23 protein-coding genes and 8 pseudogenes are annotated in these 26,330 nt (G+C 62.3%); 14 read left to right on the top strand and 17 right to left on the bottom strand.

The window, feature by feature from the left end; genetic code table 11:
* The first annotated feature begins 6 nt into the window (after nucleotides 1-6).
* The 3 genes from I1A62_RS04180 to I1A62_RS04175 are packed head-to-tail and all read left to right on the top strand — an operon-like array spanning nucleotide 7 to nucleotide 2,154.
* Nucleotides 7-1,233: an AMP-binding protein gene (locus I1A62_RS04180; RefSeq protein ID WP_257890428.1), complete on the top strand. Its 1,227-nt coding sequence runs from the start codon at nucleotides 7-9 to the stop codon at nucleotides 1,231-1,233.
* Nucleotides 1,230-1,397, top strand: a complete 168-nt coding sequence (locus tag I1A62_RS45910) for a hypothetical protein (RefSeq protein ID WP_257890524.1) — start codon at nucleotides 1,230-1,232, stop codon at nucleotides 1,395-1,397. The genes I1A62_RS04180 and I1A62_RS45910 overlap by 4 nt, the downstream gene beginning before the upstream one ends.
* A 58-nt stretch (nucleotides 1,398-1,455) precedes the next feature.
* On the top strand, nucleotides 1,456-2,154 hold the full coding sequence (locus tag I1A62_RS04175) for an IS6 family transposase (RefSeq protein ID WP_219455077.1): 699 nt from the start codon (nucleotides 1,456-1,458) through the stop codon (nucleotides 2,152-2,154).
* A 132-nt stretch (nucleotides 2,155-2,286) separates the two neighbouring features.
* On the opposite strand, the pseudogene I1A62_RS45905 reads toward I1A62_RS04175, so the two are convergent.
* A pseudogene (locus tag I1A62_RS45905) lies at nucleotides 2,287-2,550 on the bottom strand (hydrolase); the annotation flags it as partial.
* Between I1A62_RS45905 and I1A62_RS04170 the strand changes: the two are divergent.
* Complete coding sequence (locus tag I1A62_RS04170; RefSeq protein WP_219454314.1) at nucleotides 2,446-3,006, top strand: GntR family transcriptional regulator; 561 nt, start codon at nucleotides 2,446-2,448, stop codon at nucleotides 3,004-3,006. The pseudogene I1A62_RS45905 and the gene I1A62_RS04170 sit on opposite strands and share 105 nt — an antisense overlap.
* 750 nt (nucleotides 3,007-3,756) lie before the next feature.
* Nucleotides 3,757-5,320: pseudogene (locus I1A62_RS04165) on the top strand (AMP-binding protein).
* Here the strand turns inward: I1A62_RS04165 and I1A62_RS04160 are convergent.
* A complete protein-coding gene (locus I1A62_RS04160; protein ID WP_219454312.1) occupies nucleotides 5,273-6,028 on the bottom strand; it encodes a hypothetical protein in 756 nt (251 codons plus the stop codon). The pseudogene I1A62_RS04165 and the gene I1A62_RS04160 overlap by 48 nt on opposite strands.
* Nucleotides 6,029-6,111: 83 nt before the next feature.
* Here I1A62_RS04160 and I1A62_RS04155 point away from each other — a divergent pair, with 83 nt between their 5' ends.
* The 4 genes from I1A62_RS04155 (at nucleotide 6,112) to I1A62_RS04140 (ending at nucleotide 9,456) form a co-directional block, all read left to right on the top strand.
* Nucleotides 6,112-6,390: a DUF5372 family protein gene (locus I1A62_RS04155; protein WP_082764443.1), complete on the top strand. Its 279-nt coding sequence runs from the start codon at nucleotides 6,112-6,114 to the stop codon at nucleotides 6,388-6,390.
* 174 nt (nucleotides 6,391-6,564) lie between these two features.
* Nucleotides 6,565-7,041 (top strand): helix-turn-helix domain-containing protein, encoded by a 477-nt coding sequence (locus I1A62_RS04150; RefSeq protein ID WP_219454310.1) that lies wholly within the window; start codon nucleotides 6,565-6,567, stop codon nucleotides 7,039-7,041.
* The gene (locus I1A62_RS45895) at nucleotides 6,971-7,435 is read left to right on the top strand and encodes a hypothetical protein (protein ID WP_257890537.1); all 465 of its coding nucleotides are present in this window, start codon (nucleotides 6,971-6,973) and stop codon (nucleotides 7,433-7,435) included. Before I1A62_RS04150 ends, I1A62_RS45895 begins: the two co-directional genes overlap by 71 nt.
* Nucleotides 7,402-9,456, top strand: a complete 2,055-nt coding sequence (locus I1A62_RS04140) for a recombinase family protein (protein ID WP_219454307.1) — start codon at nucleotides 7,402-7,404, stop codon at nucleotides 9,454-9,456. The genes I1A62_RS45895 and I1A62_RS04140 overlap by 34 nt, the downstream gene beginning before the upstream one ends.
* 51 nt (nucleotides 9,457-9,507) lie before the next feature.
* On the opposite strand, the pseudogene I1A62_RS04135 reads toward I1A62_RS04140, so the two are convergent.
* The 8 genes and pseudogenes from I1A62_RS04135 to I1A62_RS04105 all read right to left on the bottom strand — a co-directional run.
* Nucleotides 9,508-10,326, bottom strand: a pseudogene (locus I1A62_RS04135) (IS21 family transposase); the annotation flags it as partial.
* Nucleotides 10,327-10,700: 374 nt separating this feature from the next.
* Nucleotides 10,701-12,089: a carboxylesterase family protein gene (locus I1A62_RS04130; protein ID WP_219454305.1), complete on the bottom strand. Its 1,389-nt coding sequence runs from the start codon at nucleotides 12,087-12,089 to the stop codon at nucleotides 10,701-10,703.
* A 216-nt stretch (nucleotides 12,090-12,305) separates the two neighbouring features.
* Nucleotides 12,306-12,443, bottom strand: coding sequence for a hypothetical protein (locus tag I1A62_RS04125; RefSeq protein WP_219454303.1), 138 nt, complete (start codon nucleotides 12,441-12,443; stop codon nucleotides 12,306-12,308).
* 98 nt (nucleotides 12,444-12,541) lie between these two features.
* Nucleotides 12,542-12,721 (bottom strand): hypothetical protein, encoded by a 180-nt coding sequence (locus I1A62_RS45890; RefSeq protein ID WP_257890426.1) that lies wholly within the window; start codon nucleotides 12,719-12,721, stop codon nucleotides 12,542-12,544.
* Nucleotides 12,722-12,745: 24 nt separating this feature from the next.
* Nucleotides 12,746-12,946 (bottom strand): annotated as a pseudogene (locus I1A62_RS47055) (MarR family transcriptional regulator); the annotation flags it as partial.
* A 12-nt stretch (nucleotides 12,947-12,958) separates the two neighbouring features.
* The gene (locus tag I1A62_RS04115) at nucleotides 12,959-13,120 is read right to left on the bottom strand and encodes a hypothetical protein (RefSeq protein WP_219454300.1); all 162 of its coding nucleotides are present in this window, start codon (nucleotides 13,118-13,120) and stop codon (nucleotides 12,959-12,961) included.
* On the bottom strand, nucleotides 13,104-14,069 hold the full coding sequence (locus tag I1A62_RS04110) for a PDR/VanB family oxidoreductase (RefSeq protein ID WP_257890425.1): 966 nt from the start codon (nucleotides 14,067-14,069) through the stop codon (nucleotides 13,104-13,106). The genes I1A62_RS04115 and I1A62_RS04110 overlap by 17 nt, the downstream gene beginning before the upstream one ends.
* Nucleotides 14,066-15,364 carry a Rieske 2Fe-2S domain-containing protein gene (locus I1A62_RS04105; protein ID WP_219454298.1) on the bottom strand — a complete coding sequence of 433 codons (1,299 nt, stop codon included), beginning with the start codon at nucleotides 15,362-15,364 and terminating at the stop codon, nucleotides 14,066-14,068. Before I1A62_RS04105 ends, I1A62_RS04110 begins: the two co-directional genes overlap by 4 nt.
* A 300-nt stretch (nucleotides 15,365-15,664) precedes the next feature.
* On the opposite strand from I1A62_RS04105, the gene I1A62_RS04100 reads away from it, so the two are divergent.
* The gene (locus I1A62_RS04100; protein ID WP_219454296.1) at nucleotides 15,665-15,895 is read left to right on the top strand and encodes a hypothetical protein; all 231 of its coding nucleotides are present in this window, start codon (nucleotides 15,665-15,667) and stop codon (nucleotides 15,893-15,895) included.
* Here the strand turns inward: I1A62_RS04100 and I1A62_RS04095 are convergent.
* Together I1A62_RS04095 and I1A62_RS45885 are read right to left on the bottom strand one after the other, a co-directional pair.
* Nucleotides 15,876-16,127 (bottom strand): annotated as a pseudogene (locus I1A62_RS04095) (transposase); the annotation flags it as partial. The gene I1A62_RS04100 and the pseudogene I1A62_RS04095 sit on opposite strands and share 20 nt — an antisense overlap.
* A 104-nt stretch (nucleotides 16,128-16,231) precedes the next feature.
* Nucleotides 16,232-16,471 (bottom strand): transposase, encoded by a 240-nt coding sequence (locus I1A62_RS45885; protein ID WP_257890424.1) that lies wholly within the window; start codon nucleotides 16,469-16,471, stop codon nucleotides 16,232-16,234.
* Between the two features lie 143 nt (nucleotides 16,472-16,614).
* Between I1A62_RS45885 and I1A62_RS45880 the strand changes: the two are divergent.
* Together I1A62_RS45880 and I1A62_RS04085 are read left to right on the top strand one after the other, a co-directional pair.
* Nucleotides 16,615-16,839, top strand: a pseudogene (locus tag I1A62_RS45880) (IS630 family transposase); the annotation flags it as partial.
* 26 nt (nucleotides 16,840-16,865) lie between these two features.
* Nucleotides 16,866-17,288: a hypothetical protein gene (locus I1A62_RS04085; protein WP_257890423.1), complete on the top strand. Its 423-nt coding sequence runs from the start codon at nucleotides 16,866-16,868 to the stop codon at nucleotides 17,286-17,288.
* Between the two features lie 43 nt (nucleotides 17,289-17,331).
* Here the strand turns inward: I1A62_RS04085 and I1A62_RS45875 are convergent.
* Nucleotides 17,332-17,424: pseudogene (locus I1A62_RS45875) on the bottom strand (AAA family ATPase); the annotation flags it as partial.
* Here I1A62_RS45875 and I1A62_RS04080 point away from each other — a divergent pair.
* Nucleotides 17,408-18,358 (top strand): annotated as a pseudogene (locus I1A62_RS04080) (IS1380 family transposase); the annotation flags it as partial. The pseudogenes I1A62_RS45875 and I1A62_RS04080 overlap by 17 nt on opposite strands.
* A 551-nt stretch (nucleotides 18,359-18,909) precedes the next feature.
* Here the strand turns inward: I1A62_RS04080 and I1A62_RS04075 are convergent.
* Together I1A62_RS04075 and mdlC are read right to left on the bottom strand one after the other, a co-directional pair.
* Complete coding sequence (locus I1A62_RS04075; protein ID WP_219454295.1) at nucleotides 18,910-20,274, bottom strand: FAD-binding oxidoreductase; 1,365 nt, start codon at nucleotides 20,272-20,274, stop codon at nucleotides 18,910-18,912.
* Nucleotides 20,275-20,287: 13 nt separating this feature from the next.
* A complete protein-coding gene (gene mdlC, locus I1A62_RS04070) occupies nucleotides 20,288-21,871 on the bottom strand; it encodes a benzoylformate decarboxylase (RefSeq protein ID WP_219454293.1) in 1,584 nt (527 codons plus the stop codon).
* A 112-nt stretch (nucleotides 21,872-21,983) separates the two neighbouring features.
* On the opposite strand from mdlC, the gene I1A62_RS04065 reads away from it, so the two are divergent.
* Nucleotides 21,984-22,886 carry a LysR family transcriptional regulator gene (locus I1A62_RS04065; protein ID WP_219454291.1) on the top strand — a complete coding sequence of 301 codons (903 nt, stop codon included), beginning with the start codon at nucleotides 21,984-21,986 and terminating at the stop codon, nucleotides 22,884-22,886.
* Nucleotides 22,887-23,525: 639 nt separating this feature from the next.
* Here the strand turns inward: I1A62_RS04065 and I1A62_RS04060 are convergent.
* A complete protein-coding gene (locus I1A62_RS04060; protein WP_219454289.1) occupies nucleotides 23,526-24,965 on the bottom strand; it encodes an aldehyde dehydrogenase in 1,440 nt (479 codons plus the stop codon).
* A gap of 442 nt (nucleotides 24,966-25,407) precedes the next feature.
* Entirely contained in the window at nucleotides 25,408-26,232 is an 825-nt protein-coding gene (locus tag I1A62_RS04055; protein WP_219454287.1) for an SDR family NAD(P)-dependent oxidoreductase, read from the bottom strand.
* Between the last annotated feature and the right edge of the window lie 98 nt (nucleotides 26,233-26,330).

Raw genomic sequence — 26,330 nt, 5'->3', positions numbered from 1 at the left:
ACAGGTATGTATCTGACGCAGGCCCTTCATCGAGCTGTGCAACAAACTCCTGACTTGCCTGCAACAGTGTGCGGCTTGCGGACTCGGACCTGGACCGAGTGCCGCGATCGGGTCGCGCGTCTGGCCGGCTCATTCCGCGCTCTCGGTGTGACGAGCGGAGACCGGGTCGCGATCTTGTCGCAAAACTGCGACGACTACCACGATTTCATGCTCGCCGTTCCCTGGGCTGACTGCGTCGCAGTTCCCGTCAACACCCGCTGGGCCGCTCCCGAGATCGCGTTCTCACTTACAGACGCCGGCACGGTACTTCTCGTTGTCGACGACACCTTCCTCCACCTGGTGGACGAACTTCGCGAACTCGCCCCGACGGTCAAATCCTTCGTCCACGCCGGCGACTCCATCAGCCCAGACGGTGTGCACAGTTTCGAGGAACTCATCAAGACTCATGAGCCTGTCGAAGACGCACAGCGTGGCGGCGACTCGCTGGCTGCCATCTATTACACCGGCGGTACAACAGGAGTCCCGAAGGGAGTCATGCTCAGTCACGCAAACCTGATGTCAGCGGCATTGGGCGCGGCGGCGACAGGGGAGTTCATGGAGCCGCATGGCCGCCTTTTGCACAGTGCTCCGATGTTCCACCTCGCCGACGGCTCCGGGTGGATTGCCCGCAACCTCGTAGGTGGCACCCATGTGATCTTGCCCGGATTCAATCCGGAGGCCGTGGCGGCCGCTGTCGAGAAGCATCGAATTACAGATATCTTCCTTGCACCGACAATGATCCAGATGTTCGTCGACTCACCAGTCGCCAAGAAGTACGATCTTACCAGCCTACGTCACCTACTCTATGGCTCCTCACCGATATCGCCTGCACTGCTGGAACGTACGATGCAACTCTTACCGGACACACGGCTCTTGCAGGCGTACGGGATGACCGAACTGGCCCCGACGACGACAATCCTCTCCTGCAACGATCATCAGGATCCAACGCTGCTCAAGTCAGCCGGTCGTGCGATTCCCATCGCGGAGATCAAAATTGTCGATGTGGATGACACCGAAGTACCGCTCGGAACGGTGGGTGAGGTCGTAGCCCGCGGGCCCCATGTCATGCTCGGCTACTGGAACCGCCCGGATGATACAGCCGCCGCACTGCGCGGCGGTTGGATGCACACAGGCGATGGTGGCTATATGGACGACAATGGTTACCTTACATCGTGGACCGCCTCAAAGACATGATCGTATCCGGCGGAGAAAATGTGTACTCGGCCGAAGTTGAAAATGCGCTCGCCCAACATCCCGCCGTTGCGGCCTGCGCGGTAATTGGTGTCCCCGACCCCAACTGGGGCGAACGGGTACACGCCGTCGTGGTCCTTCACGGGACGGCGCTGTCACGTTGCTGAACGCGGCAAGCTGGGAGCTGGGAGCTGGGAGCTGGGAGAATGTGGCGTGACCACCCCAATGCCGTCGTACAAAGGCCACCGCTACCCGGTCGAGATCATCAACCACTGCGTGTGGTTGTACTTCCGGTTCCCGCTCAGCTTTCGTGAGGTCGAGGAGATGATGCTCGAACGAGGTGTCGTGGTCAGCTACGAGACGATCCGGCGGTGGTGCGCCAAGTTCGGGCAGGCCTACGCCAACCAGCTGCGCCGACGGCGGGCACGGCCCGGTTGGAAGTGGCACCTCGACGAGGTCTTCATCCGCATCAACGGCACCCAGCACTACCTGTGGCGCGCGGTCGACCAGGACGGCAACGTGCTCGACGTGCTGGTCCAGTCCCGCCGAAACGCGGTGGCGGCCAATCGGTTCTTCCGCAAGTTGCTCAAGGGTCTGCGATACGTGCCGCGGGTGATCATCACCGACAAGCTCGCCAGCTACAAGGTGGCGCACCGCGAGGTCCTGGCCTCGGTGGAGCGTCGCCGGTCGAAGTATTTGAACAATCGAGCCGAGAACTCGCATCAACCTACAAGGCAGCGGGAACATGCGATGAAGCGCTTCAAATCGCCCGGGCACGCGCAACGATTCCTGTCCGCTTTCTCGGGTATTTCACCGCATTTCCGGCCCCGTAGGCACAGACTCTCGGCGCCCGAATGGCGTGCCGAGATGACCGATCGCTTCGCGGTCTGGCAGGAAGTCACCGCGATCGATTCCGCCGCCTGAGAGTGAACGGCCCGGCAGTGTCCCCGTAACAGCCTGCCCCAAACCAACTGCGGCGCTTTACTTTTATATTAACGTGACAGTGCCTTCCATGGCAACTGGATCAGCGCCTAGTCAGTAAGTTTTTCTCGAGGCTTACGGAGAAACAACGGCGAAGAGGTGCCCTTGCCAGGCACGCCCTTGAGCTGGTGAGCGCCGCGTCCTCGTGATCGAGTCCGGACCCGATCACGAGGACGCGAAGCGTGCTGGACAGCAGCACATCATTCGGGCCGGCGAGCGGGACACGCGCCCGATGTGCACGGCGATCCCACCGATGTCGTCGCCGCGGACCTCGCACTCGCCGGCGCGCACCTCGATGCCGAGCCCCTGCACCGCGTCGCGAATCGCCATGGCGCACCGTCTACGCCAAGGTCGATTCGGTCACCAACGCTCAGGCGGCGGACCGAATCGACCTACTGCGCCATCAAGGACGACATCCTCAAGGGCCGGCTCCCGCCCGAGTCGCTTCTGCTGGAACACGAGTTGGCCACGCGCTTCGGTGTGTCGAAGACGCCGATCCGGGAGGCCTTGAGGCGGTTGATCAGCGAGGGATGGGTGCTGGTCATGCCGCGGCGGGGTTACTTCATCCGGCAGCTGCGGATCGAAGACGTGCGTGAGGTGTGGGTGTTGCGGCAGGCAATCGAGCCGTCACTGCTGGCCGAAACCTCACGCCGGGCAACCGCCGAGGACCTCGACGCGCTGCTGCCATGGATCGATGCGCAGCGCGCGGCGGCGGACGACCGCGACAGGGCGGTTGTCTCGGGAAGCAATTTCCATCTTGGTCGAGTACCGGCGACCCCTGGCCGGTGCTGTTGACTCGTCTGCCGTATGGCAAGCACTTAGCCAGCTCATCGACATTCAGCCCGTTGGTTGGGACGATGCTGGTGCGGCGTGCAATAAGTAACTTGACAGTCAGGGTGAGGACGCCTGGCGTTCCCCGCCCCATACTTCCGAGGGCTTCCTCAGTACGATCAGAGGTGAAAATCCCGTGAACTCTCCCCGATGGCGCCAACGGCGCCGCGCCGGTTGGGTCGAAGCAAACCGCAAGCGCACCCATCCTGACATCGAGGCGGAGCGCCTTATTGGGTTCGCTACCACGTGGGCGCCGTACGGAGGCGCTTCCGAGGAGGAGATTCTTATGCAGTTCGGGATGACGCGGCACCGGTTCCTCGAGCGATTGTGGCAGGTCATCCCTGAGTCGGCCTGTTCCGAAGCCGAGATACACAGTTTGGTGAACGCATACCCGTACCGCCGGCGCGGTTCCTCACCCATCCCGTAAACCAGCAGCGATTCGTTACGTGAACTGGCCATTCAGCTGACGGTCTAGAGAACTTGCGGACGAAATCAGTGAACGGGACGAAATGTGGAATGGCCTTAACGCCAATGACATCCTCGATTTGCGCTTCTTTGGGATCCGTTTGGAGGGCCCCGACCGTCGGTCAACCCATCCCATCAGTCGTAGACAACAGCGCTTAAGACAGCGCTCTGACATTGCTTGGAGGAACTGTGCCCGGGCTCGATGTTCCCTTGACTCCGCTTCGATTCCTCGAACGCGCCGCCGAGGTCATGCCGAACAAAACTGCCATCGTCGACGGTGACCGCGAATGGACGTACGAGGAGTTCGCGGCCGCAGTGCAGACGCTTGCCAAAAACGCTGCGAGCACAGGGTGTGTCGAACGGCGAGCGCGTCGCCTACGTCGCAACCAACTCGGCAGAACTGCTCATCGCTCACTACGCCGTACCTTTGGCGCGGGGTGTGCTCGTCGCCGTCAACACACGATTGTCCGCCAGTGAGATTCAGTACATTCTGGAACATTGTGGTGCTCGCATCGTCCTGGGGGATCTCGACCTCCTCCAACCCGTGATCACCTCGGGTCTGACGTTCCCGACAGTCGATAGTTGGGTCGAACTCCCGGATGTCACCGGCCAGTACGGGTCAAGCAACGAATTGATCAGCTACGCCTCGACGCTGGCTCGGGCAGACGGAGAGGACCTACCGTGGGACGTCGACGACGAAACCCGCACGCTAGCAATCAATTACACATCCGGTACCACTGGACGACCGAAAGGAGTGATGTACACCCACCGAGGCGCCTACCTCAGTTCACTCGGCGGAAGTCATCATTCGGGCTTCGACCTCGACACCGCATATCTGTGGACGCTCCCGATGTTCCACTGCAACGGATGGTGCAACACCTGGGCAGTGACTGCCGCACTCGGCACCCACATCTGCTACCGGACCGTACGTGCAGACACCATGTGGTCGCTCATCGACCGACACGCAATCACTCATCTGAGCGGCGCCCCCATCGTGTTGACCTTGTTCGCCGACGCCGATCAGGCACACCCGCTCGCGGCACCGCTGACCATCAGTAACGGAGGCGCACCACCTTCCCCGACGATCATCGCCCGGATCCGAGCTCTGGGCGCAGAAGTCGTGCACAGCTACGGGCTGACCGAAACCTACGGGCCGTACTCGGTCTGCGAGCCGAAAAACGAATGGAAGACCCTCGCCCCGGACTCACAGGCAACACTGATGGCGCGCCAAGGCGTCGGCATGCTCACCGCCCAACGATTGAGGGTCGTTCGACCCGCGCTGTCCTCGACCGGAGAGTTGGTCGACGTTACCCCGGACGGTGCAGAGATGGGCGAGATCGTGATGCGGGGCAACACGGTGATGAAGGGCTACTACAACGACGACGAGGGCACCCAAACAGCCACCACTGGTGGATGGTTTCACTCCGGGGATCTCGGAGTGATGCACCCGGACGGGTACGTGCAGCTGCTCGACCGCGCCAAGGACGTGGTGATATCCGGTGGCGAGAACATCTCGACCATCGAAGTCGAACAAGCAATCCTCTCCCACCCGGCCGTACAGGATGCGGCTGTCGTGGGAACACCGGACAGCAAGTGGGGTGAACGACCCAAAGCGTTCGTCATCACTCACAGCGGGGCCGATGTGAACGAGACCACGATTATCAGTCACGTCAAAACGCGGATCGCCTCGTACAAGGCGCCGCGCTCCGTCGAATTCGTCGAAAGTCTTCCCAGAACATCGACTGGGAAGATCCGCAAGAACGAACTACGCGAGGCAGAGTGGGCCGCCTCGGACGCCAACATCCAAGGCTGAACACCTCCGGACTGTCTCTACCGCTCGCCCTCTACTGCTCGCCGCACCCCACGCCACGGTGTGGGGTGGGGCGGTGTTAGTCCACTCGTTCGACCCCGATGCCCTTACACGCAGAACAAGTGTGCAGATGAGTATCCGGCTGCGACGGCCGACATTGGCGATCTCTGCAACCGAAGGCAGCCGATCTGCACTGAAACCAGTTATACGGAAGAAATATCGGCTTCTGTCAAGAATGCCAGAAGGATGCGGACGCTCGCCAAAAATTGTGCACGCAAATAACCCTGGCCACCTCGTTTCGCAGCGGACTTCCCACTTCCCGTCCTTCGTGCCGGGCCGCATCGTCATCAGTGGCTGGAGGTCGTCGGACCGGTAGACCAGATTGTTGATCTTGAACCCGGCACCGGGCTGCAACACCCTGCGGTGTAAGGGCATCAGGGCTATGTAGGTGTGCTCGTCGATCGGCACCGGAATTCCCGCGCCGGCGTCGAACATGACGGCATACATCTGGTTCGGCGTGAACTTCCGCGAAGGTATGTCCCGGTCCCGCAGCCCGTCGTGGGGGCGGTTCTGCCCCACCCGCACCCACCACTGCTCGAACGAGTCCGCCAACTCCCGCAGCGTCAGCAGTCCGTCGTGGGAGATCTCGCCCCGATGGGCCGGGCTGTTACCGACGTAGCCGGGCTGCTTCTGCATCCACAGCGTGTCCACGCTGCCCAGCAGTCTTTCAATGTGAGTCTTGTCCCACGTCGTCGACTACACCCAATCTCGACGATCGGTACCGACGTGTGCGGGTGACACACCGGTTCCATCCACTGTTCGGCCGGGACTTCGAGTTCGTTGCGCACCGGCAGAACTGGGGCGAGGACCGGGTCCACCTGCACGACGAGAACGGAGAGCTGTTCTCCCTGCCGGCCGGGTGGACCGATATCGCCCCGGTCGACCCGTTCGTGGTCGTCGCCGACGGGCGTTGCGCGTTCACCACCGACGGGCTGCTGGCGGTGGCGGATCTGATCGACCGGCTCCGGGCGCAGCGCGACGGTGACGAAGAAGTCAGGCGGATTACGCCGTGAACGTCAGGAGGATTATGCCACTACCGACTTTTCGATCCGGACGCGAACACGAGTCCCCAATTGCAAATATGTACGTGCTGCAGCAGATAATGGATTGTAGTCGGTGTGTCGCGAGGATTCTGCAGTTCAGTGGCGTCATAATTATATTGACGATCGCATGGTTCAGGAGGCGACATGACCCGGCGCGCAACACCCGAGGACCCCAAGACGGCGGCGCTGCGCGAGGCCCGCAGCCTGAACCCGCACCCGGAACGGGTGGCCGACCCGGAGTTTGCGACCGAGGAGTTCTTCGACGCCCGGGACGCGGTGCAGGTCAAGTACGAGATGGTGCGAGCCGTCCTGGTGGACGGCCAATCGGTGACCGCGGCCGCGGCGGCATTCGGGTACTCCCGGCAGACCTACTACCAGGCGGCCGCCGCGCTGGCCGAGGGCGGACTGGACGGGCTGGTCGCCGCCAAGCCCGGCCCCCGCGCCGGGCACAAGCTCACCGGCGAGATCCTGGCCTGGGCCGAGCAGCAGCTCGCCGACGATCCCGCAATGAAACCGGCCGCCCTGGTCGAGCCGATCGAGCAGCGGTTCGGTGTGCGCGTGCACCCCCGCTCCATCGAGCGAGCGGTGGTCCGCGTCCGGGAGCATTCCAAAAGCCGCTGACTCACCCGCCTTCGAGCGGAGGGAGGACCCGCAGTCCTCGGACGCCGACCGGGACACAGGCCCGCTCGACACCCGGTACGAACAGCTCCGTCACGCCGCCCTGCACGAACGCGCTCGCGCGTTCCCGCTCGGGCTCGGCGTGCTGGTCGGCAGGGGCATCACCGCCTGGCGGCGGGCCCTGACCCGGCTGACCTGCGACCGCACCCCGGCCCGCGGCCCCGGCCGGGCGCCGGGCGGTCCGGCCGAGCTGTCGGGCGCACTGACCGCCGAACTGATCGACGTCCTGGCCGCCGTCGCGCTCGCCGGCGCCGGCCCCGATCCGCCGCCCCCGTCCCTACCGCCGCGAGGAGAAGCCCACCGATGTTCACCGACACCACCGGCCCATCCAAGGTGACCGCCGCTCACCTGCAGCGCCGGGCGCTGCTCTACGTCCGCCAGTCCAGCCTCAAACAGGTTCTGCACAACACCGAGTCCGCGATCCGCCAATACGACCTGCGCGGCAAGGCCATCGCGCTCGGCTGGGCCGCCGACCAGATCACCGTCATCGACATCGACCAGGGCCAGTCCGGCGCCTCGGCCGCCGACCGCGAAGGCTTCGGGCAACTGGTCGCCGACGTCTCCCTCGGCCGGGCCGGAATCGTCCTCGGTCTCGAATGCTCCCGCCTGGCCCGCAACAGCGCCGACTGGCACCAACTGCTCGAACTCTGCGCGATGACCGGCACCCTGATCTGCGACGAGGACGGCCTCTACGATCCCCGCACCTTCAACGACCGACTCCTGCTCGGCATGAAAGGCCAAATGTCGGAAGCCGAACTGCATTTCATCAAGGCCCGGCTGCGAGGCGGGCAACTGTCCAAGGCCCGCCGCGGCGAGCTGATCATGCCGCTGCCGGTCGGCCTGATCTACGACGCCGCCCACCACGTCATCCTCGACCCCGACACCGCGGTCCGCGGCGCCCTGGCGCACCTGTTCACCACCTTCGAGGCCACCGGATCGGCGACCGCGTGCGTCAAGGCGTTCCGCACCGCCGGGCTGCTGTTCCCCTGGCGGCACCTCAAAGGCCCCCACAAGGGCGAGGTCGACTGGAAACCGCTGGCGCACCACGCCGTGCTGCGGGTGCTGCACAACCCCCGCTACGCCGGCGCCTTCACCTACGGACGGCACAGCCAGCGCACGCTGCCGGGCGGCAAAACCGTCACCGCGCAACTGCCCCGCGAGCAGTGGGTCTCCTTCATCCCCGGCGCCCACCCCGGATACATCACCCTCGACCAATACGACGCCAACCTCGCACGCCTGCAGGCTAACTCGGCCGCACACGGGCTCGAGCGCCGCAGCGGGCCGCCGCGGGAAGGGCCGGCGCTGCTGCAGGGCATCATCGTCTGCGGCCGATGCGGGCTGAAGATGACCGTCCGCTACCACCACCGCCGCGGCACCGAGGTGCCGACCTACATGTGTCAACGCGACGGCATCGAGAACGGCCGTCCGGTATGCGCCACCATCCCCGGCCAGGACCTCGACCGGGCCATCGGGCAACTGCTGATCGACACCCTCACCCCGCTCACCGTCGAAGCGGCCCTGCAGGTCTCGGCCGAGCTCACCCGCCGGGCCGCCGACGCCGACCGGCTGCGCGCCGCGCACGTCGAACGCGCCCACTACCTCGCCGACCTGGCCCGCCGCCGCTACCTGGCCGTCGACCCCGCCAACCGGCTGGTCGCCGACACCCTCGAGGCCGACTGGAACACCGCCCTCCGCGCGCTGAACCAGGCGCAGGAGAGCTACGAGAAGGCCCGACACGAGGGCACCGGGCACCTGACCGACGCGCAGAAGGCCCGAATCAATCAACTGGTCACCGACCTGCCCGCAATCTGGAAAGACCCGGACACCCCGCAGCGCGAACGCAAGCGCATCGCCCGACTGCTGCTCACCGACGTCACCCTCACCCGCACCAGCGACACCATCACCGCACACCTCCGCTTCCCCGGCGGAGATCACACCACACTCACCCTCCCGACACCCAAACCCATTGGAGAGCAACGCAAAACCCCGGCCAACATCGTCGCGGCCGTCGACGAACTGCTCGACGACCACACCTCCGGCGAGATCGCCGACATCCTCAACCGGCGTGGCCTGACCAGCAGCACCGGCGAATCGTTCCACCGGCTGATCGTCGACCACATCATCCGCGCCCACCGGCTGCGGAGCCGCCGCCAACGCCTCCGCGAAGCCGGCATGCTCACCCTCGCCGAGACCGCCGCCGCCCACGGCGTCTGCAACGACACCATCAAGGCCTGGCGGCGGGCCGGGATTGTCGGTGGCCAGCGATATAACGACAAGGGCGAGTACCTCTACACCCCACCCGACACCGACGAACCGCCCGACCGCCCGAAGATCGGCCGCCGCCCGAAACCCTCCTGACCAGATAGAACGTCAACTCCGCACGAACCGACCCGAAGAGGTGCAGTATGCAACCCGAGGTTTGTCCTTCGGCGATCGGATCCGGGCCGGGTCCGTCACGAACCCGGTGTGCTGGGAGTAGTCCAACCAGCCCTGCGACAGCCGCGGATTGACCGCGTCCGCGTCGGTCACCAACGCCTTCAGATTGTCCGGAATCAGGACCCTGAACACACCGCCGAAGAAGGTCCACGCCGCCTCGCAGCCAGCGATCACCGCCGCCAGGGTCTGCGAGTACGTCACCCACACGAACATGTGCCGCGAGTACACGGCGGTGAAGATCAGCGCGTGCACCTTGCGGCGCCGACCGGTCTCCGGATCGGTCAGATAGCCCAGGTAGCCGAAGTCGATCTGGCATTCGCTGCCCGGATCGCCGTCGACGATCCGGACGGTGGTGTCCTTGCGGCCGAAACCGCACCGCTCGGTGGCGAATCGGTGCAACGTCCGATACGGCACCACACAGCCCTGACGGGCCAGCAGGGTCTCGATCTTGGTGATCGTCAGCGGCGGATGCGGCCCGTCGCCCGCGACCCACGCCCGAATCTGATCCTCGAACCCCAACAGCTGGTCCCAGGCGGCGCCGTGTCCGCTCGGGCGGGCCGGGCGCACCGCCTCGATCACCGCGCCGATCAGCCCACCGTCGAGGGCGTCGACACAGTCGCCGCGCTGCAGCCCCGCTGCCTGGGCGGCCTCGATGTATCGGCGGGCCGTTTTGCGGTCCACCCCGCAGTGCGCCGCAATCGTGCGCAATCCCGGCGGCCGGGACCCGGTCACCCCAAGCCAGATCCGGAGCACTTCCTTGACTTCGTTCACATTGACCTCCCGAAACGCCATGCCCGTCCGCCTTCGTGACCGGGGATACCGACACGACGATCAAACGAGCGATCCGACGGGACTTCGGCGCGACGCGCCGGGTGGTGGTCCCATGACTGGCAATCCGAGTGGTCCCATGAGGGTGGCAGAAATCAGGTCAAGACGGTCCCATGCTCATGGCAGGCGACACTCCCCGAAAATGGCCCGTGACGGTTTGTACTCGAAAATACTCGAGCTGTAAGAACCGAAGGCACCACTAGAAAAGTTGGCGAACACCGCAGCGGCGTATTTACCAGGTCGATCAATCGGTGAAAACAACATTTCGACAAAGAGAGTGTGGGGATGGACCACCGTCGGCCCCGAGCAGTCGTGCAAGCGTCAGTCGCTCTCCCGATTTACGCGACACCTATCGCGATTTCATCGACGGATCCGGTCCACGACGGTTGGTCTCGACCGAGGTCACCATGATGTAAGAATCTCGCGCACAGCGCTTGCAGGTGTTTCGATGCCGGCTCCGCCGTCGCCGAATCGTAGAGACGCTGGAGCAGCGGGTGGTTCCACGTTCCGAAGAGAATCGGAATCTCGAGTGTGTGCGTGGCACCGAGCCAACCGCCCCACAACGGGGAGCGGGTGTATTGCCGAATCCGGAAGATGGTGTGACCGCCGTCGAGCAGCCTGCGCGCAAGTGTATTGGCAGGCACATCGATGATGCTCCGCTGGTACGCGCGCATGGCAACGGTGACCGGGTCCGGCCCGGATGAAGCCAACGAGTACTCGGCTACTAACTGGTCGGTCGTGCCGGGATAGAGGTGTTCGACGATCGCTTTAGCTTGGGAATCCGAGAGCGTTGGGCGAGGCCCTTCGTGCTCGAGGAGAAAGAATGATCCCTCGTCGGCCGCGACAGAGACCAGCACGGGGATCGGCGATCTGTTGGTCGGGTTGCCTGGTCCCGCCGGCACGGCGCCGGTGTCGGCTGTAGGCCAGAATCGCTGTCGTGGCGCCAACGATGCGGTGGCTTGCACGAGAAGTTCTGCTGGGCTGCTTGTCAGGTCACCAACCCGGATGCCGAGGATGTCAGCCAGCAGTGCGGTGGCTGCCTCCGAGTCTTCATTCGGCTGAGGCGGCAGGAATCCGCTGAACAGCATCAGTCCGGAGATGCGTGGGTTGACGCAGCTACCTTGAGCGAGGATTGCGGCACTGATGGAGCCCGCGGACTCTCCACCGAGGGTGATGCGGCCAGGGTCGCCGCCGAAGGCGATGATGTTTCGGTGTAGCCAGTCCAACGCGGCGCTCAAATCCAAAAGCCCAGGCGAGGTGGTTACAGCATTCAAGTCGGGGTGGAGAGCGAATCCCAGAGCTCCCAGTCGGTAGTTGACGGTTACGACGATCGCCTTGGTCGCATGTGCCAGACGCGTGCCGTCGATCGAGACAGCGCTCGCAGCACCGTTGATGAAGGCGCCACCGTGAATCCACATAAGTACGGGCGCCGGACCCTCGGTTCCGTTCGGAACCCATATGTTCATCCACAGGACGTCTTCGGACTGCCGACCAACTACGCCCTGGAGCAGTCTGGATCGGACACTGCCGGGTTGCGGGGCGACATCACCGCTGTGCCGGGCTTGCCGCACCCCCGTCCACGGTGCCACCGCGGCGGGTGGGTGAAAGCGGTAAGGACCGACCGGCGGGTGGGCGTAGGGAACTCCAAGGTAGGCGTGAACGCCGTGCGACTGCACGCCGACCAGGGCTCCTGATTCGGTGATGACAGCGGGAGCCGAGTGTGTCATTTCCGTCCTTCACTTCAGGTAGGTGCGTTGAACGCGAAACACGGAGCCTCACCCGGATGCCGCCGCTGACGTATACGTTTGAACGTTGACCAATTCAGCTCCCCATCCCTCCAGGGAACGGGAGGCTTCACTGATCTCCTCCGGTTCGCCTCGCCGCTGAATGCTATTCAGTGGTCGCTGGTCGCCGACAATATGAGAGCGGTTCGAATGAGGCGATCATGGAACTACGTCGAATTCATCCCACGCGAGGGTGGCGTCTTCGACGAGCGAGGTTCCGAGCACGATCAGTGGAAATCCGTTGTCGAGTTCCCGCCTCCTGAGATGCTCAAAGCTGCGGAATACGGTGGTGTGCACGCGCAGCTCCGAAGCGAACCGTCCCGTTTCCTCGAGGGCGAGCAAGCACTCGCTGGCGTCTTTGAGGATGTGGTTGATCCACGGTAGTGCAGTCGTGATTAGCCCTCTCCGGCGTCCTCCTCGAAAACGGTTTCGACCGTGCGCAGCAGAAGTTCGAGGGCGGACACCACCTTGGCATTCTGGGTGCGGCTGAGTCCTTCCAGACCGCAGAATGAGGTCGTGATCGTGTGCATCACTGCGCGGGCGATCTCGCGGCCTCGATCTTCGAGGCAGACCATCTGGATACGGACATCCGAGGAATGCGTCGCCCGTCGGACTAGTCTCAGTGCCACTAGGCGATCGACCTGTTTGCTGACCGCGCCCGACGTGATCAGGAGCTGGCGAAAGAGATCAGTGGGGCGGAGCGCGTAGTCTGGGCCAGATCGGGCCAGGACCAGGAGGATACGAAGATCACCGGCGCCGAGTCCATAGTCACGGGCTACTTCGACGAATTGCCGCTCGATGTACAGCGAGAGTCACTGAATGGTTGCGGTGATCAGGAACGGGTGGACATCGGTCTCATGCAGCTCTTCGGACCAGTCCTGGGCAATCTTCTGCAGGTTCGACGGCTCGGTGACGGCCGACTTGCGGGGGCGACCGGTCGTGATGGCATCTCTGCTGTCAGAGGTCGAGGACAAGGCGCTCTCCTTTGGATCCAGAGCAGCAGATGAACATGGTGTCACCGGCCTCTCGTTCGGTGGTGGTCAGTATTGAATCTCGGTGGTCGGGTGTACCTTCGAGCACACGGGTCCGACAACTGCCACAGATTCCTTCCTCGCAGGAGAAGTCGATCATGATACCCGCATCGAGCACTGCGTCGAGTATCGACTCGTTCTCCTCAATTTCTAGTGTCATACCGGATTGCGCAAGCTCGACTGTGAATCCACCCTTGGCTGGGTCGGTGTCATTAGTGAACCGTTCGAGGTGGACGGTATCGGCTGGACGGTGCCGCGTGGCAGCGAGGAAATCGTCAATGAGAGGGCTCGGGCCGCAGCAGTACAGATGTGCGCCGGGCTTGCTCACCTCTACAATATTGGCGACCCGCATCGAGCGTGGTCCGCTTTCGTCGCTTATGTACAGAGTGACGGAGCTTAAGTTGGACGGCTTCTGCTCGAGGATCTCGGCGAGAAATGCTGCTCGCTCGCGGGACGGACTTGCGTAGTGCAGTTCCCATGACCGACCCGACGCCGTCAGCTGAGCGATCATGGCATAGATGGGTGTGATGCCGATTCCACCGGCGATGAAGACCGAATGGGGGGCGTCCTCGTTCGGCACGAAACCGCCTGAGGGCGGGGAGATCGTCAGCAGGTCACCCTCGCGGATCGACTGGTGTACGGCCCGTGATCCCCCTCGACTGTCCGCGGAAAGTGCTACGGCAATTCGGTATACCTTCGGGTTCACCGAAGACGGATCGAGTAATGAGTAACTACGAGTGACTCCCGGTGTGAGGCTGACATCGATGTACTGCCCCGCGAGGGTTGCGGGCAGGACACGGCCGTCGGCCGCTTCGAGTTCGAGGCTCTTCACTCCGCGCGCGATATCTGAAATGTCCCGAACCCGGGCCTCGATCGTGAGTAGCTCGCTCACGATGCCGGCACCTGGGTCAGGTGAGCGGCATTGCCGGGAACGAGGCTTCTCCAATGCTCGTTTGTGGAAATCTGGGTGTCCGGGGCTGACCGGATGTCGTCGAGGTCAGTTAGGTCGAGGCAGATGGGATCCCCGCCGTCTTCGTTGCGGCGGACGGACTCGAGCAGGCGCGCGCGAAGGTGAATTACAGCGCGGTCGGCGGCCACCATGTGTTCTTTCGTGCGATCGACCACCGGACCCATACTGACTGCCAGTACGGCATCCTCTTGCTCGATGCCATCGAAACCTGTCCAGTCTGTTGCCATCCGCGACCGATTCTGACCCATTCCGTCCGACCAGTCAACGGTGAAGTTGCAGTCGTCGTCATTCCAGAATCGAGAATCTGTCAGGCCCATAATCCGAATGATTTCATCGCGATCGATCGGCTTGGATCCGTGCGCGATCAGGTAGGTGCTCGTCGATGCGGTGTCACGAGGAACCTCGAAGGCGAAAAACTGATACGCAGGGGCAGGGATCACGCGCACGAATGGAAGGATCACCGGCATGACTCGGGCGCTGTAACCATCGATGTTTGCTGCGGTAGAGGGTAGTTGGCGTTTTGCTGCGTAGTGAAAGCCGAAGGCTGTGTCTTCAATTTCGAGTGTCGGAGCGTTGTCAGAAGATGCCAATGCTCCTGGGTTGAAGTCTTCGTCCTTCGGGCTGAATTCGTCCAGCATCCAGGTGGGATTCGCCTGGTTGCTGTGCAAGATCCCGACGTGGGAGCTGTCGCAACCGCCTTCGTACAGCTGCAGATAGTTGGCTTGAGTGTTCAGCCTGATGACCGCTCGATGTGACTCAGGTCCGTTCATGAAGTCCCAGTGCGGAAAGGGTGGCTCCTGCGATTTGGGCCCAATATAGGTCCAGACCAGGCCGCCTGCTTCACGAACTGGGTACGCCGGCGCCTTGAGCCGACTACGGAAACGGTCGCTGCAGTGATTGGGTGTATCGAGGATCGTTCCGTCGACTGAGAACTTCCAACCGTGGTACAGGCAACGGATCCCGCCGTTCTCCACCCGACCGAGCGCCAGCGAGACGCCGCGGTGCATGCAGCCCTCGTCGAGGACACCGATGTTCCCTGCGGTGTCGCGGAAGACTACGAACATTTCGTCTAACAGCGGCGCCCGCAAAGGGTCGGAGTCGTTGTTCGGTACCTGCGCCGAGGTGCAGATCGGAATCCAGAAGCGGCGCATCATGCGCCCCATCGGCGTGTCAGGGCCGACCTCGGTGAGGACCTTGTTCTCCTCGGGTGTGAGCACGGCATCTCCTCTACTAATTATCTTCCATGGAAGATCGCTTCCACAGAAGGCTACCGCCGTCTACAGTGAGACGTCAACCACACGATGTGGTTCTTACCGGTACCAGTCACATAACTGGCGTCGCTTGTGCACTCACCCTGAAGGGCACCGACGATTCCTCGTTGACAACTCGCCTCGACTCGAGGAACAGACTCCAGGGTCGGGCTACCAAACGACTCTCTGCACAGAGGAGTGCTCATGGCTCGAACTCGGAGCTCAACACCCCCTACCGCCCCCGCGGTCGAAAGCGAAGTCCGGCGCGTGGCCTTGTCGAGCTATCTCGGCAATACCATCGAGTACTACGACTTCATCCTGTATGGATCCGCGGCTGGCTTGATTTTCGGCCCGCTGTTCTTCTCGGACCTCAGTCCGGCACTCGCGACAATGGCGTCCTTCGCCACCTTCGCGACCGGATACATCGCGCGCCCTGGGACTATCAGTTATTCGGTGGATCTGACTCTGGCACATCGATTTAGTTCTCACTCGGGGTGAGCCGGCCCTCGAACGTGATCGCGAATGCGTTCAGTGCCGGCTTCCACCTCATTGCCCATCGTGCTCTGCCCTTCCCGGTCGGGTCCAGCGCCAGGGTCGCGAGATACAGACACTCGAGAGCCGATTGGTCCGTTGGGAAGTGCCCGCGTGCCCGGATCGCCCGCCGATACCGGGCATTGAGGCTCTCGATGGCATTCGTCGAGCAGATGACACGCCTGATCTCGACGTCATAGAGCCCGTCGCAGAATGCGCGTTGAGAGAACGGGTGGAGCAGTCGAGTCGATTTTCTCGTTTGCTGCCGATTCTGAGGTGGCCGACTCGTTCCGGCTGGCGCGTTCAGCTGGCTGTTGCTCGGTGGATCTTCATCAGGTTGAATGCGCTGGCCGCGAGGTTGAGCTCGCCGAGGGCGCTGTTTAGACCACGGCCGGAGAATCGGTCGAGGACCTTCTTCAGGTTGCCGATGCCGGGTTCGACGGTGGCCCCGCGGCGTTTGTAGAGACAGGATCCTTCTGGTGTGCGTAGCCGGTGCGACATCGCCTGTCTCGGGCTCGCGCCTTCCGGAGGTGGTCCTGTCACGGGCTGTTCTATGACCGCTTTCGCGTGGTCGCGTGTCTTGTTCAGCGCGATTAACCGCTCTGGTCCGGGCGCAGAAAGGTTGCTGTCACTGCAGTACCCGGCGTCAGCGAGGACGACACCGATGATGTGTTCGGATCTGCCGGTCGCACTGGCGCCTGCGCAAACTCGCCGCCTATCTGGCCGACAACCCGGTCCGGGTCGTGAGGATCGGGCGTGAGCGGCTGCGACAGATCCTGCGTGAGCGTGGGATCACGTTCCAGCGCACCCGAACGTGGAAAGAGTCCACCGACCCGGACAAGGAGGTGAAACTGGACCGGATCGAACAGGTCACCACCGAACACCCGGACCGGTGCTTCGCGTTCGACCAGTCCACCCGCACGAAGCGTTGGTCGGGATGCTCGCGCTCCTGCACGGCGCGTCCAGCCGCGAGACCCGGCTTCTGCGCTGCAGCGACACCGACTCGCAGCACCACACCCTGCGGCTGGGCAAGCGGCCGCACCCGGTGCCGCTGGACCCGGCCACCTGGTCGGTCCTCGATCTATGCCTCGCTCATCGCGACCGACAACGGACCACCAACCCCCACGTGATCGTTACCAAGGGCACCAAGGCCGGGCGGGCAGCCGCATCGACCGCATATCTCAGCCACGTCCTCGACGACTGCGGATACCCACCTCGCACCATCCGCAGCACCCGCCTGGTCGACCTGGGCAACACCCTCGATCCGAAGCTCGTCGCTGCTGCTTTCGGGATGGACCCCCAAGCCGCGCTCATCTACCTCGCAGACCACGTCGACCCCGACCGGCTACCGCACCCGTGACACTTCGGCGCCACCTCGCACACGTTCGCGCGAACAAGTGCGCTTTCGAGAACGGCAGATTCGACGCGATCCCGATACTCGCACGCTCCTCCCGTTCAGTGATGATCTGAAACAGCATTTCCGCTCCGCGCGGGTTGAACGCCCTCATCGCCACCGTCACCACCGAGACCGCTGCGCCGGTGATTCTCGCCCAACGCCTGCGCCGAGGGGCGTGCGGCTCCGCACGTGGGGCCGTCCGGATGGTCGCCGATGCGCTGGCCACCGTCGACCGGCTGTGTTCCCAGGCAGGCGGGGCGGACGGCCACGGCGCGTCGAAGCCCCTGGTCCGCGGCGACTCCGCTTTCTACAGCTATCCCACCATCGGTGCCGCGCTCCGCGCCGGCGCCGATGTCTCGGTGACCGTGCGCCTGACCTCCACCATCAAACGTGCGATCGCCTCCATCGACGCCGACGAGTCCTCGTGGACGCCGATCCAGTACACCGACGCTCTCTACGACGAGGGCACCGACACCTGGATCTCGCGGGCGGAGGCCGCCGAGATCCCGTTCACTGCGTTCGCCTCCCAGAAGAAGGCCCACCACGTTGCGGGACGGTTGGTCGTGCGGCGTATCCCCGACCTGCGACCGAAGAAGGACCAAGGTCAGGGCACGTTGTTCGACATCTGGCGGTTCCACGCGTTCTTTACCACCACCGACCCCGACGACCTCGATACCGTCGCCGCCGACAAGACTCACCGCCAGCACGCCATCATCGAGCAGGTGCACGCGGACCTGAAGAACTCCGCACTCGCCCATCTACCGTCGAACTCGTTTCCGGCGAACGCCGCGTGGCTCGTCTGCGCGGTGATGGCGTTCAACCTGACCCGCGCCGCTGGCACCCTCACCAGCGATCCCAAACTGACGAAAGCGACGACCGGCACCCTCCGCCGCACCATTGTCTCGGTCCCCGCCCGCGTCGCCTCCTCGGCGAGGCGGTTGACGCTGCACCTCCCGCAGAACTGGCCGTGGGAAACAGCGTGGCACAACTTGTTCGACAACACCTTCGGTCGCGCACACCCGATCGTCGCCTAACGTCCAGGACATCCGCCCACCCTCAACGCGAAAGCCCCGGTGGAACAACCCGACACGAGAGGTCGGATTCTTAACCACGCCCACACACCGTCCCATGCCGCCCAGCGAAACTCGCAGCGATCAGGTCAGCGAATCGGTGAATTCAGGATAAAGTTAGCTGCCCGCGCTCGTCGTAGCGCTGCGCGCACATCCCCTGACTGCTCCCTCCATTAGCTGTGGTTGCAGCGAGAATCGCCTGGTTGCCGGAATCGAAGAATTCGTCGCCTCTCGATCCGTCAGCGAACGCTATCTTGTATCGTTCCATCACGCCGCCATCGATTGATATGCGAAACTTTCTCGCAAGCAGTTCTTTTCGAACTCGCGACTCTGCTGACTACCGTGGCGCCCTTCGTCACGACGAGGGGTTGACCAATCGCTCGATGACAGACTGAACGCTTCGTGAGTCGCACAGCGCTGCAGCGAAGATACCTATCCTGTCAGGCAGCCCCAGGCTGACCGCTACAAACACTCACATGCGATCCACTCAGCAATTTACCCATCGAAGGGTGCCATCAAAACCCGCGGCCGGGGTTCATGATCGACAACGGATCGAGCGCCCGCTTGATGCTTGCCTGCACATCGAGAGACGTTCGGCCCACCTGCTGTTCGAGCCAAGGTAGCTTGAGCTCGCCGACACCGTGTTCACCAGTGATAGTGCCACCGAGAGCCAATGCGGCGGCACAGATCCGTGCCACAGCGTCCATCGCTCTGGCTTGCTCGTCCTCGTCGTCCAGATCGGTCAGCAACAGTATGGGATGGACGTTTCCATCCCCGGCGTGGCCAACAGTGGCGATGCGTATGCGGGTCTCGGTCGAAATGTCATGGATCTGTTCGAGAAGTTCGACGAGTCGAGTACGCGGAACACATACATCCTCTGAGACCGTCGGGCCCTGTGCCATCGCGGCCCAGCCCGCCAGGCGGCGTGCTTGGATGAACATCTCGGATTCGGCGATGTCGTCCGTGGCCATCGCCAAATCGGCGCCCATCGCTTCGCAGATGGCTGCCATTGCTTCAGCTTCGGGGAGCGCTGCGTCACCGTCTGCCTGGCCGATGATGAGCAGATCTGCATCTCTGTCCAGATCCATGCGGCGGTAGTCTTCGACCATGTTGATAGTGGCGCAGTCCATCAGTTCCAAAATGCTTGGTGTGGCACCACTGGCGAAAATTGCGTTCAGGCCTCTTCCCCCGCTCTCGAGGTCTGGGAAGCTGGCGACAAACGTGGCGGTTCCGCTGGGTCTGGGGCGCAGCCGGAGCGTCGCGGAAGTGATGATTCCGAGCGCACCCTCGGACCCGACGAACAAGTGGGTCAGGTCGAGTCCTGCAACATTTTTGACCGTGCGTCCACCCGTGCACAAGATCCGCCCGTCGGGTAACACCACTTCGAGCCCGAGCACAGAATTGCGCGTGACACCGTACTTGACGCATCGCATTCCGCCTGCATTGGTTGCCAGGTTTCCACCGATTGTGGAGATTTCGAAACTGCCCGGATCGGGTGGGTAGAACAGACCGTGTTCTGCGACAGCACGCCCGACGTCGGCGTTGACCACACCGGGTTCGACTACGACAATCTGATTCGCTATGTCAACGTCGCGAATTGCAGTCATCTTTTCGAGGCTAACGATGACACATCCGTCCAGCGCCGTTGCGCCGCCTGAGGCTCCGGTGCCAGCTCCTCGAGGCACGACAACCGTGGACGTGGCGGTCGCCCACTTCATGATCGTGGACACCTGTAAGGCCGAGGTAGGGCGGAGTACGGCGAGGGGGCTTCCCGGATGCAAAAGATCAGAGCTGTCGCGCCTGTACCCCTCGACCGTGTCCGGGTCCGTGACTACGATCCCTACTGGTAGTTGTCGCCGGAGTGAATCCAGGTCTGTCATAGCCTCTTCCATTTCAGGGGCGGTCGAAGGTGGTAGTGACCTCGATCAGGTACGGCCGACGCTGTGCAAGTGCTGTGGTGAAGGCCGCCGTGAAGTCCTCTTCGGTGTCCACAGCGATCGAATCGACGCCGTACCCCTGCGCGATCTTGACGAAGTCGAGCCCGGGCACGTCGAGGCCCGGCGTCTCGCCGGTCTTCAGCAATGCACCGAAACCGCGGAGCGCTCCGTAGGTTCCGTTCTTGAGGATGACGAACACTACGGGTATCTCGTACTGAGCGGCGGTCCAGAGCGCGGTGATTCCGTAGTTGGCGGAACCGTCGCCGATGAGCCCGACAACCGGACGGTCCTGGGCGAGTGCAATACCCACTGCTGCAGGGAGGCCGAACCCGAGGCCACCTGAGGCCGGAAAGTAGAAGCTGCCTTGCTTCGAAAGATTCATCTGTGACCAGAAAGCCTGTGCGGTGGAAGTAGATTCGTTGACGTAGATGGTGTCTTCCGGGGCTGCCTCGCGTATCAACGCGAACAACATCTCCGGCCGCAGTGCGCCCTGGGCAGGTGCAGGGGTCGGATAGTCAGGTAGAGGTTCAAGCGGTGGGCGCGTCGATGTGGTAACGCGTTTCGCGAGTGCGGACAGTGCGCCGCGGATCGGAGCTATGTAGGCAGTGCCCATAGGCGCACGTGCTGCCTCGTCGGCGTCGTCCGTGATGTGAATCAGGGACGCTCCGTCCGGGAGGTACCTACCAGGAATGTACTGGTGATACCGAAAGACAGGTGCGCCGATGACGATGACGAGATCGTACCCATCGAGCACGGTGGATATCTCGCCGATTCCAGTGGGGAGCATCCCGCGGAACGAGGCGTGCCGAGTGGGGAACGAGCAGCGCGAGGATGACGGTGCCATCCAGACCGGGGCACTCAGCTTCTCCGCAAGTTCGACGGCTAAATCGTTCGCGTGCTCGGCGTCGACTGCGGGGCCGAGCACCAACACCGGGTTCATGGCTGTGTCGAGGGCGTCGACCAGTTCGTCGATCTGAGATTCACTCAGATCAGAGGCGGCAGTGGTGCTGTGTGCAAGCAGGTGATATGCCTCGTCTGGGGCCTCCTGCGCCCAGTCGTCGTAGGGCACCGACACGTAGACCGGCCCGCGCGCGGGGAGCATGGCGGTGTGGATAGCCTGGCTCATCACACGCGGGACATCTTCCGGGCACGTCGGCTCGGCGCTCCACTTGACAAGTGGTTTCATCAAGTTTCCGGCATCGACGTTGGCTAGCATCACTTCCTGGCCGATCATCGCCCGCACCTGCTGCCCTGCCGTTACCACGAGAGGGCTGTGCGAATATACTGAATTGGTCAGTGCCCCCATGGCGTTTCCTGAACCGGACGCTGCGTGCAGGTTCACGAAGACGGCAGCCCCGGTTGCAAGGGAATAGCCATCGGCCATCGACAACACCGCGCCTTCATGCAGACCGAGAACATAGTTGAAGTCGTCCGGCATGCCAGCCAGAAAGGGGAGTTCATTCGATCCGGGGTTACCGAATATGGTCGTAAGCCCATGTGCGCGGAGTAGATCGTATGTCACTGAGCTGACCGTGGCCATGGGTACTCCTCAAGGGTGCAACTTGGATAGTTTCAACCAACGGTAACGGCGCGCGGTACGGCAATCCAATGAATGTTCATTATGGCGGCATAGATGAAAGTTATAGTGAGGCGTGGCCGACATCGACTTGAATCTGGTACGCACGTTCATATTGCTCTACCAAAATAGGAGCGTCACTCGCACTGCGGCAGAGCTTTCGGTGACACAGCCCTCGGTGAGCCACGGATTGAAACGTCTGCGCCGCCATTTCGCCGACGACCTGTTCGTCCGTTCAGCAACGGGTCTGAAGCCGACGCAAGTAGCAACGCGCCTCTATCCGGAATTGCAACAGGCACTAGAGGTGATCGACTCGGCTGTGCGAGCCGTTTCGACGTTTGATGCGAAGACCTCGACAAGGACATTCCGATTGCTAGCAACCGATCTCGGTGAAACCCTCTTGTTACCGGCTATCGCCGGACTGCTAAGGGAGCGGGCTCCATCGGTCAAAGTCGAAGTCGAACCACTCGACTTCAAGACGTTCGAGGACGATCTCCGGCAGAACAGGGCAGACGGCGCGATCTGCACACCGCGAGTCACGGCAGACGATTTGAACCGCGACGTACTGCGGGCGGTGCGCTACGTGGGTCTGTGTGCCGCCCGGCACAAGCGGATAGGTGCGAAACCTTCTATGAACGCTTTCTTAAGTGAGCGGCACGTCGCAGTAACCGATGCGAGTGGGCATATGGAAGTCGACCGCGCACTTGCCCATCTGGGCTCGAAACGTGAAGTCGCAATCCGCGTTCCACATTTCGCCCCGCTGCCCGGATTAGTTCAGGAAACCGATCTACTGGCGATCATTCCCGACGGATTGTCCGATTGGTTCTTCGGCCAGTCCGACGTGCGAACATTCGCTTTACCTTTCTCAGTTCGATCGGTGGAAGTGTCTCTCTATACATACAGGAAGATGTTCCCGTCCCCGGCTGCCGACTGGTTCCGCGCACTGGTCCGCGAAGCCCTCGGCGAGCAGTGTTCGTGAAAGGGACAGCCCGTTCCCCTCGATGCACACGCCGCCGTGACATGTAAGCCTCGATGGCTGCATCGCGTGAGCGAACCTTCCGATTCGCAGTCGGCGCGGCCCAGCTCACGAGGTCAAGCTCCTCAATGATCATCGAGGCGGTACCGAGCACGTCAAGGGTTGGCCGTCGCCACGGCGATCTCCGCGTCTGCGGCGGGTGGGTCATTGTGTCGGGACATCGTGAGTGCTCATCTTCGGCGCCTTCCAGGGAAGGCTGGGGCGTGCCTCGGGAACAGGGCATGTCACTGTCACCGAGGTGTGGTCCATCATTGTGACCCAATGCTCACATACCCGATCGACCTGTCGGTCGCGCCGACGTTCTCCACGGTCGATCGGGATTGTGAACATCAGTTACCGAGCTGGTACTGACTGGCGAGAATGACAGTAGGTCGAAGGCTTCGGCCTCGATCTTCGTGAGATGAACACAACAGCGCCCTACGAGTGGAGATGGTGAGGCCCGCCGACAGCCACACGTCGTCACAGCAGTTGTCCTTGCGAACGAGGTCGCATGGCGTGACATGAAACGACAGGACCAGCCGGCCAGTGTTGCCCGGGCTGGTGATTAGTTAGCTGTGCGCGCCCCTGGAGGGGTAACACCGTCTAGGGAGCTGCGTAGATCGATTTGGTCACCTGGTAAGAGGCCAGGCCTTCCGGGCCCATCTCACGGCCGATACCACTGTCTTTGATCCCGCCAAACGGCGAAGCCAGATCGTTCATGTAGGAGTTGATCCCGATCGACCCCGTTTGGATCGAACGGGCAACTTCGCTCGCGCGATGTGGATCCGCACTCCACACCGAGCCGCCGAGTCCATAGTTACTGTCGTTTGCGATTCGGATGGCATCAGCATCGTTCGAGTAGGGAATGACTGCCAGGACAGGGCCGAATATTTCTTCCCTGGCGATTATGTGAGTGTTGTCGACGTCAGCGAACACGGTGGGAGAGATGAAATACCCACGCTGCTGATCATCCGGTCGACCTCCGCCTGTGGTGATGGTGGCGCCCTCGGCAATTCCCCGGGTGATGTACCCCTCGATCATGTCGCGTTGACGAGCTGAGACCACGGGCCCAACCTGCGTTTGTTGGTCGAGTGCGTCGCCGACCGTGGCCTTCGCTGCCATCGAGGTCACAACGTCGACGATCTCACGATATCGATTGAGGGGTGCAAGAATTCGGGTGCCAAGGAAGCAAGTCTGTCCGTTGTTGTGGAGAGTCGCTGCGAAGAATGACTCGATGTCTGCTGCTATGTCAGCGTCATCGAGAACAATGGCGGCAGATTTCCCTCCGAGTTCCAGGGTTACTGGGCGAAGTAGTCGTCCGCAGTTCTCGGCGATAGTACGTCCGGCAGCAGTTGAACCGGTGAAGGCTACTTTGTCGATCTTGGGGTGGGTGACGAGGTAGGCGCCGCCTTCACGTCCTGCTGGAACGATGTTCAGTACGCCACCGGGTATTCCTGCTTCCGCTGCGGCCTCCGCCATCACGTACGAATCGAGTACCGTTTCTGGTGACGGTTTGACAACCAGAGTGCAGCCAGCCGCCAACGCCGGGGCTATTTTAAGGAAGCTGAGGGACTGTGGAAAGTTCCATGGAGCGATGGCCGCGACCACACCGATGGGCACCCTTTGAACAATCGTGGTGCCGCCGAACATGGCATCTCGGCGTTCTTCCTTTTGGGAGGCCGCCAGACCGCCGTAATAGCGCAGCAGTAAAGGAGGGGTGACAGCCTCGACATTCTGGGCCGTTCGGATGGGCATTCCGTTCTGACTGCTCACCGCGCAAGCCGTGGCCTCGGCTCGGGCGTCGAGGGCGAGCGCGAAACGCTCTAGAGCGTCCGCTCGCTCCTGTGGTGACCACCGCGACCATCCTGTCGGGTCGTCGAACGCCTCTCGTGCGGCCGTAGCAGCACGGTCGATGTCTGCTCGAGATGCCTCGGGGCAGGACCCAATCACTTCTTCGGTGGACGGTGACGTGACGGTTATACGGCCGCTTCCCTTCGGCGGGACCCATCCGCCTCCGATGAATAGCGTGTTATGTTCGATCATTAATCTAACCTTTCGATTTAAATGAAGCCGCCATCAGTTGCAATTAAGATCAGCCGCGCTGCGCTCCGACATCTGACGCACCGCCCATTGAGGTGCTGACCGCACCGATACCGTGGATATGTCTCGACCCGACGGGCCAGGGTCACCAGCCGGAGAACAGGGATCTGTCACCGCCAGTGTCGTTACATTTGACCTGCGCTCACCCCGCCCTCCAATTCTCGTTCATGTATTGACGCGATGCAGGACTTTCACATCACCTGTGTGAATCGAAATGGGGTTCGGTCACCCAAAAGACATCGAAGGTGGCCTGCTCGGTCGATCTGGAATGCCTGAATCCTGCCAGGAAGTCAGGATCCTCATGCGATCGAGCCCGCAGAACAACGCAGTCGATCGCCTCGACATGTTGCCAACGCAGCAACACAGAAAGAGTCTTGAACAATTGCTAGCTCAGCCCGGCGTTCCACGGCAGTGTGGGCAGCTGCAGAACCCTGGATGAAGCACCGTCGACTGTGACAACCTGAGCGCTCACATGAGCGGCGAGATCCGACATCAGGTAGAGGATCGTGCCCGCAACATCTTGAGACACTGCAGTTCGGCCTAGTGGTATTCGTTCGACGACCGCAGTCCAGTGACCTTCGTCCAGTACCCTCTCCAGGGAAGGGTTCTTGATGAAGCCCGGCGCGACGGCGTTGACACGGATACCCCGAGGTCCGAGCTCAGCACCCATCCCAGCAACCAGATGATGCAAGGCCGCCTTGGCTGCGCCATAAGCCGCCTGACCTTTGACCGTGACCAGCCCGGAGTTCGAGCCGACGAAGCACATGGAACCGCCACCGGACCGTGATAGTGCCTCAGCACCGATGGTCATAGTCAGGAATGCATGATCCACGACCCCGCTGAAGGTCTTGTGCCAGTCCGCCAACGAAAAGTCCGATAGGCGACCCATTTTCGAGTACCCGACGACATCGACAATGCCATTGACCCCGCCGAGTATGGACTCCGCTTCAGCAACCATGGATCGAAACGATTTCTCATCGGTCACGTCACACGAGAGTCCTGTCACTTCGTACAACCCGGCGGTTGCTTCGGCCGCGTCCTTATCTCGGTCGACGCAGACGACCCGTGCGCCTAACTCGACCAGCGCCGCGACCGTGCTGTTACCAACCCCCGGACCCGCCCCAATGACTACGACGCGGCGCCCGTCCATTCGCAATTTGGATTGAAAGCTGTTCTGTTGCAGGGGCATATCCTGGTCCGACATTGCCATGTTCATATCTCTCCGTCTCCGAATCCGGTTCTGCCATATCTGCGTTCATTTTTCTGCGCAAGCACTCCGCTTTGGCCGCATCGAGGGCGCATAGGCTG

Origin of the sequence: Rhodococcus sp. USK10 (genome assembly GCF_019378875.1) — a bacterium.
In the GTDB taxonomy this organism is placed as follows: Bacteria; Actinomycetota; Actinomycetes; order Mycobacteriales; family Mycobacteriaceae; genus Rhodococcus_F; species Rhodococcus_F pseudokoreensis.
Note: the sequence above shows the minus strand (reverse complement) of the source record. Positions and strands in the feature narration are given on the sequence as shown.

Excerpts from the sequence above, each read along its gene's own strand:
- I1A62_RS04180 (WP_257890428.1), top strand. The coding sequence starts at position 7 with ATGTATCTGACGCAGGCCCTTCATCGAGCTGTGCAACAAACTCCTGAC.
- I1A62_RS04130 (WP_219454305.1), bottom strand. The coding sequence starts at position 12,089 with ATGACACACTCGGCTCCCGCTGTCATCACCGAATCAGGAGCCCTGGTC.
- mdlC (WP_219454293.1), bottom strand. The coding sequence starts at position 21,871 with ATGGCCACGGTCAGCTCAGTGACATACGATCTACTCCGCGCACATGGG.
- I1A62_RS04150 (WP_219454310.1), top strand. The coding sequence starts at position 6,565 with ATGACCCGGCGCGCAACACCCGAGGACCCCAAGACGGCGGCGCTGCGC.
- I1A62_RS45890 (WP_257890426.1), bottom strand. The coding sequence starts at position 12,721 with ATGGTCTGCCTCGAAGATCGAGGCCGCGAGATCGCCCGCGCAGTGATG.
- I1A62_RS04055 (WP_219454287.1), bottom strand. The coding sequence starts at position 26,232 with ATGGCAATGTCGGACCAGGATATGCCCCTGCAACAGAACAGCTTTCAA.
- I1A62_RS04140 (WP_219454307.1), top strand. The coding sequence starts at position 7,402 with ATGTTCACCGACACCACCGGCCCATCCAAGGTGACCGCCGCTCACCTG.
- I1A62_RS04085 (WP_257890423.1), top strand. The coding sequence starts at position 16,866 with ATGCTCGCGCTCCTGCACGGCGCGTCCAGCCGCGAGACCCGGCTTCTG.
- I1A62_RS04060 (WP_219454289.1), bottom strand. The coding sequence starts at position 24,965 with ATGATCGAACATAACACGCTATTCATCGGAGGCGGATGGGTCCCGCCG.
- I1A62_RS04075 (WP_219454295.1), bottom strand. The coding sequence starts at position 20,274 with ATGACAGACCTGGATTCACTCCGGCGACAACTACCAGTAGGGATCGTA.
- I1A62_RS45910 (WP_257890524.1), top strand. The coding sequence starts at position 1,230 with ATGATCGTATCCGGCGGAGAAAATGTGTACTCGGCCGAAGTTGAAAAT.
- I1A62_RS04175 (WP_219455077.1), top strand. The coding sequence starts at position 1,456 with ATGCCGTCGTACAAAGGCCACCGCTACCCGGTCGAGATCATCAACCAC.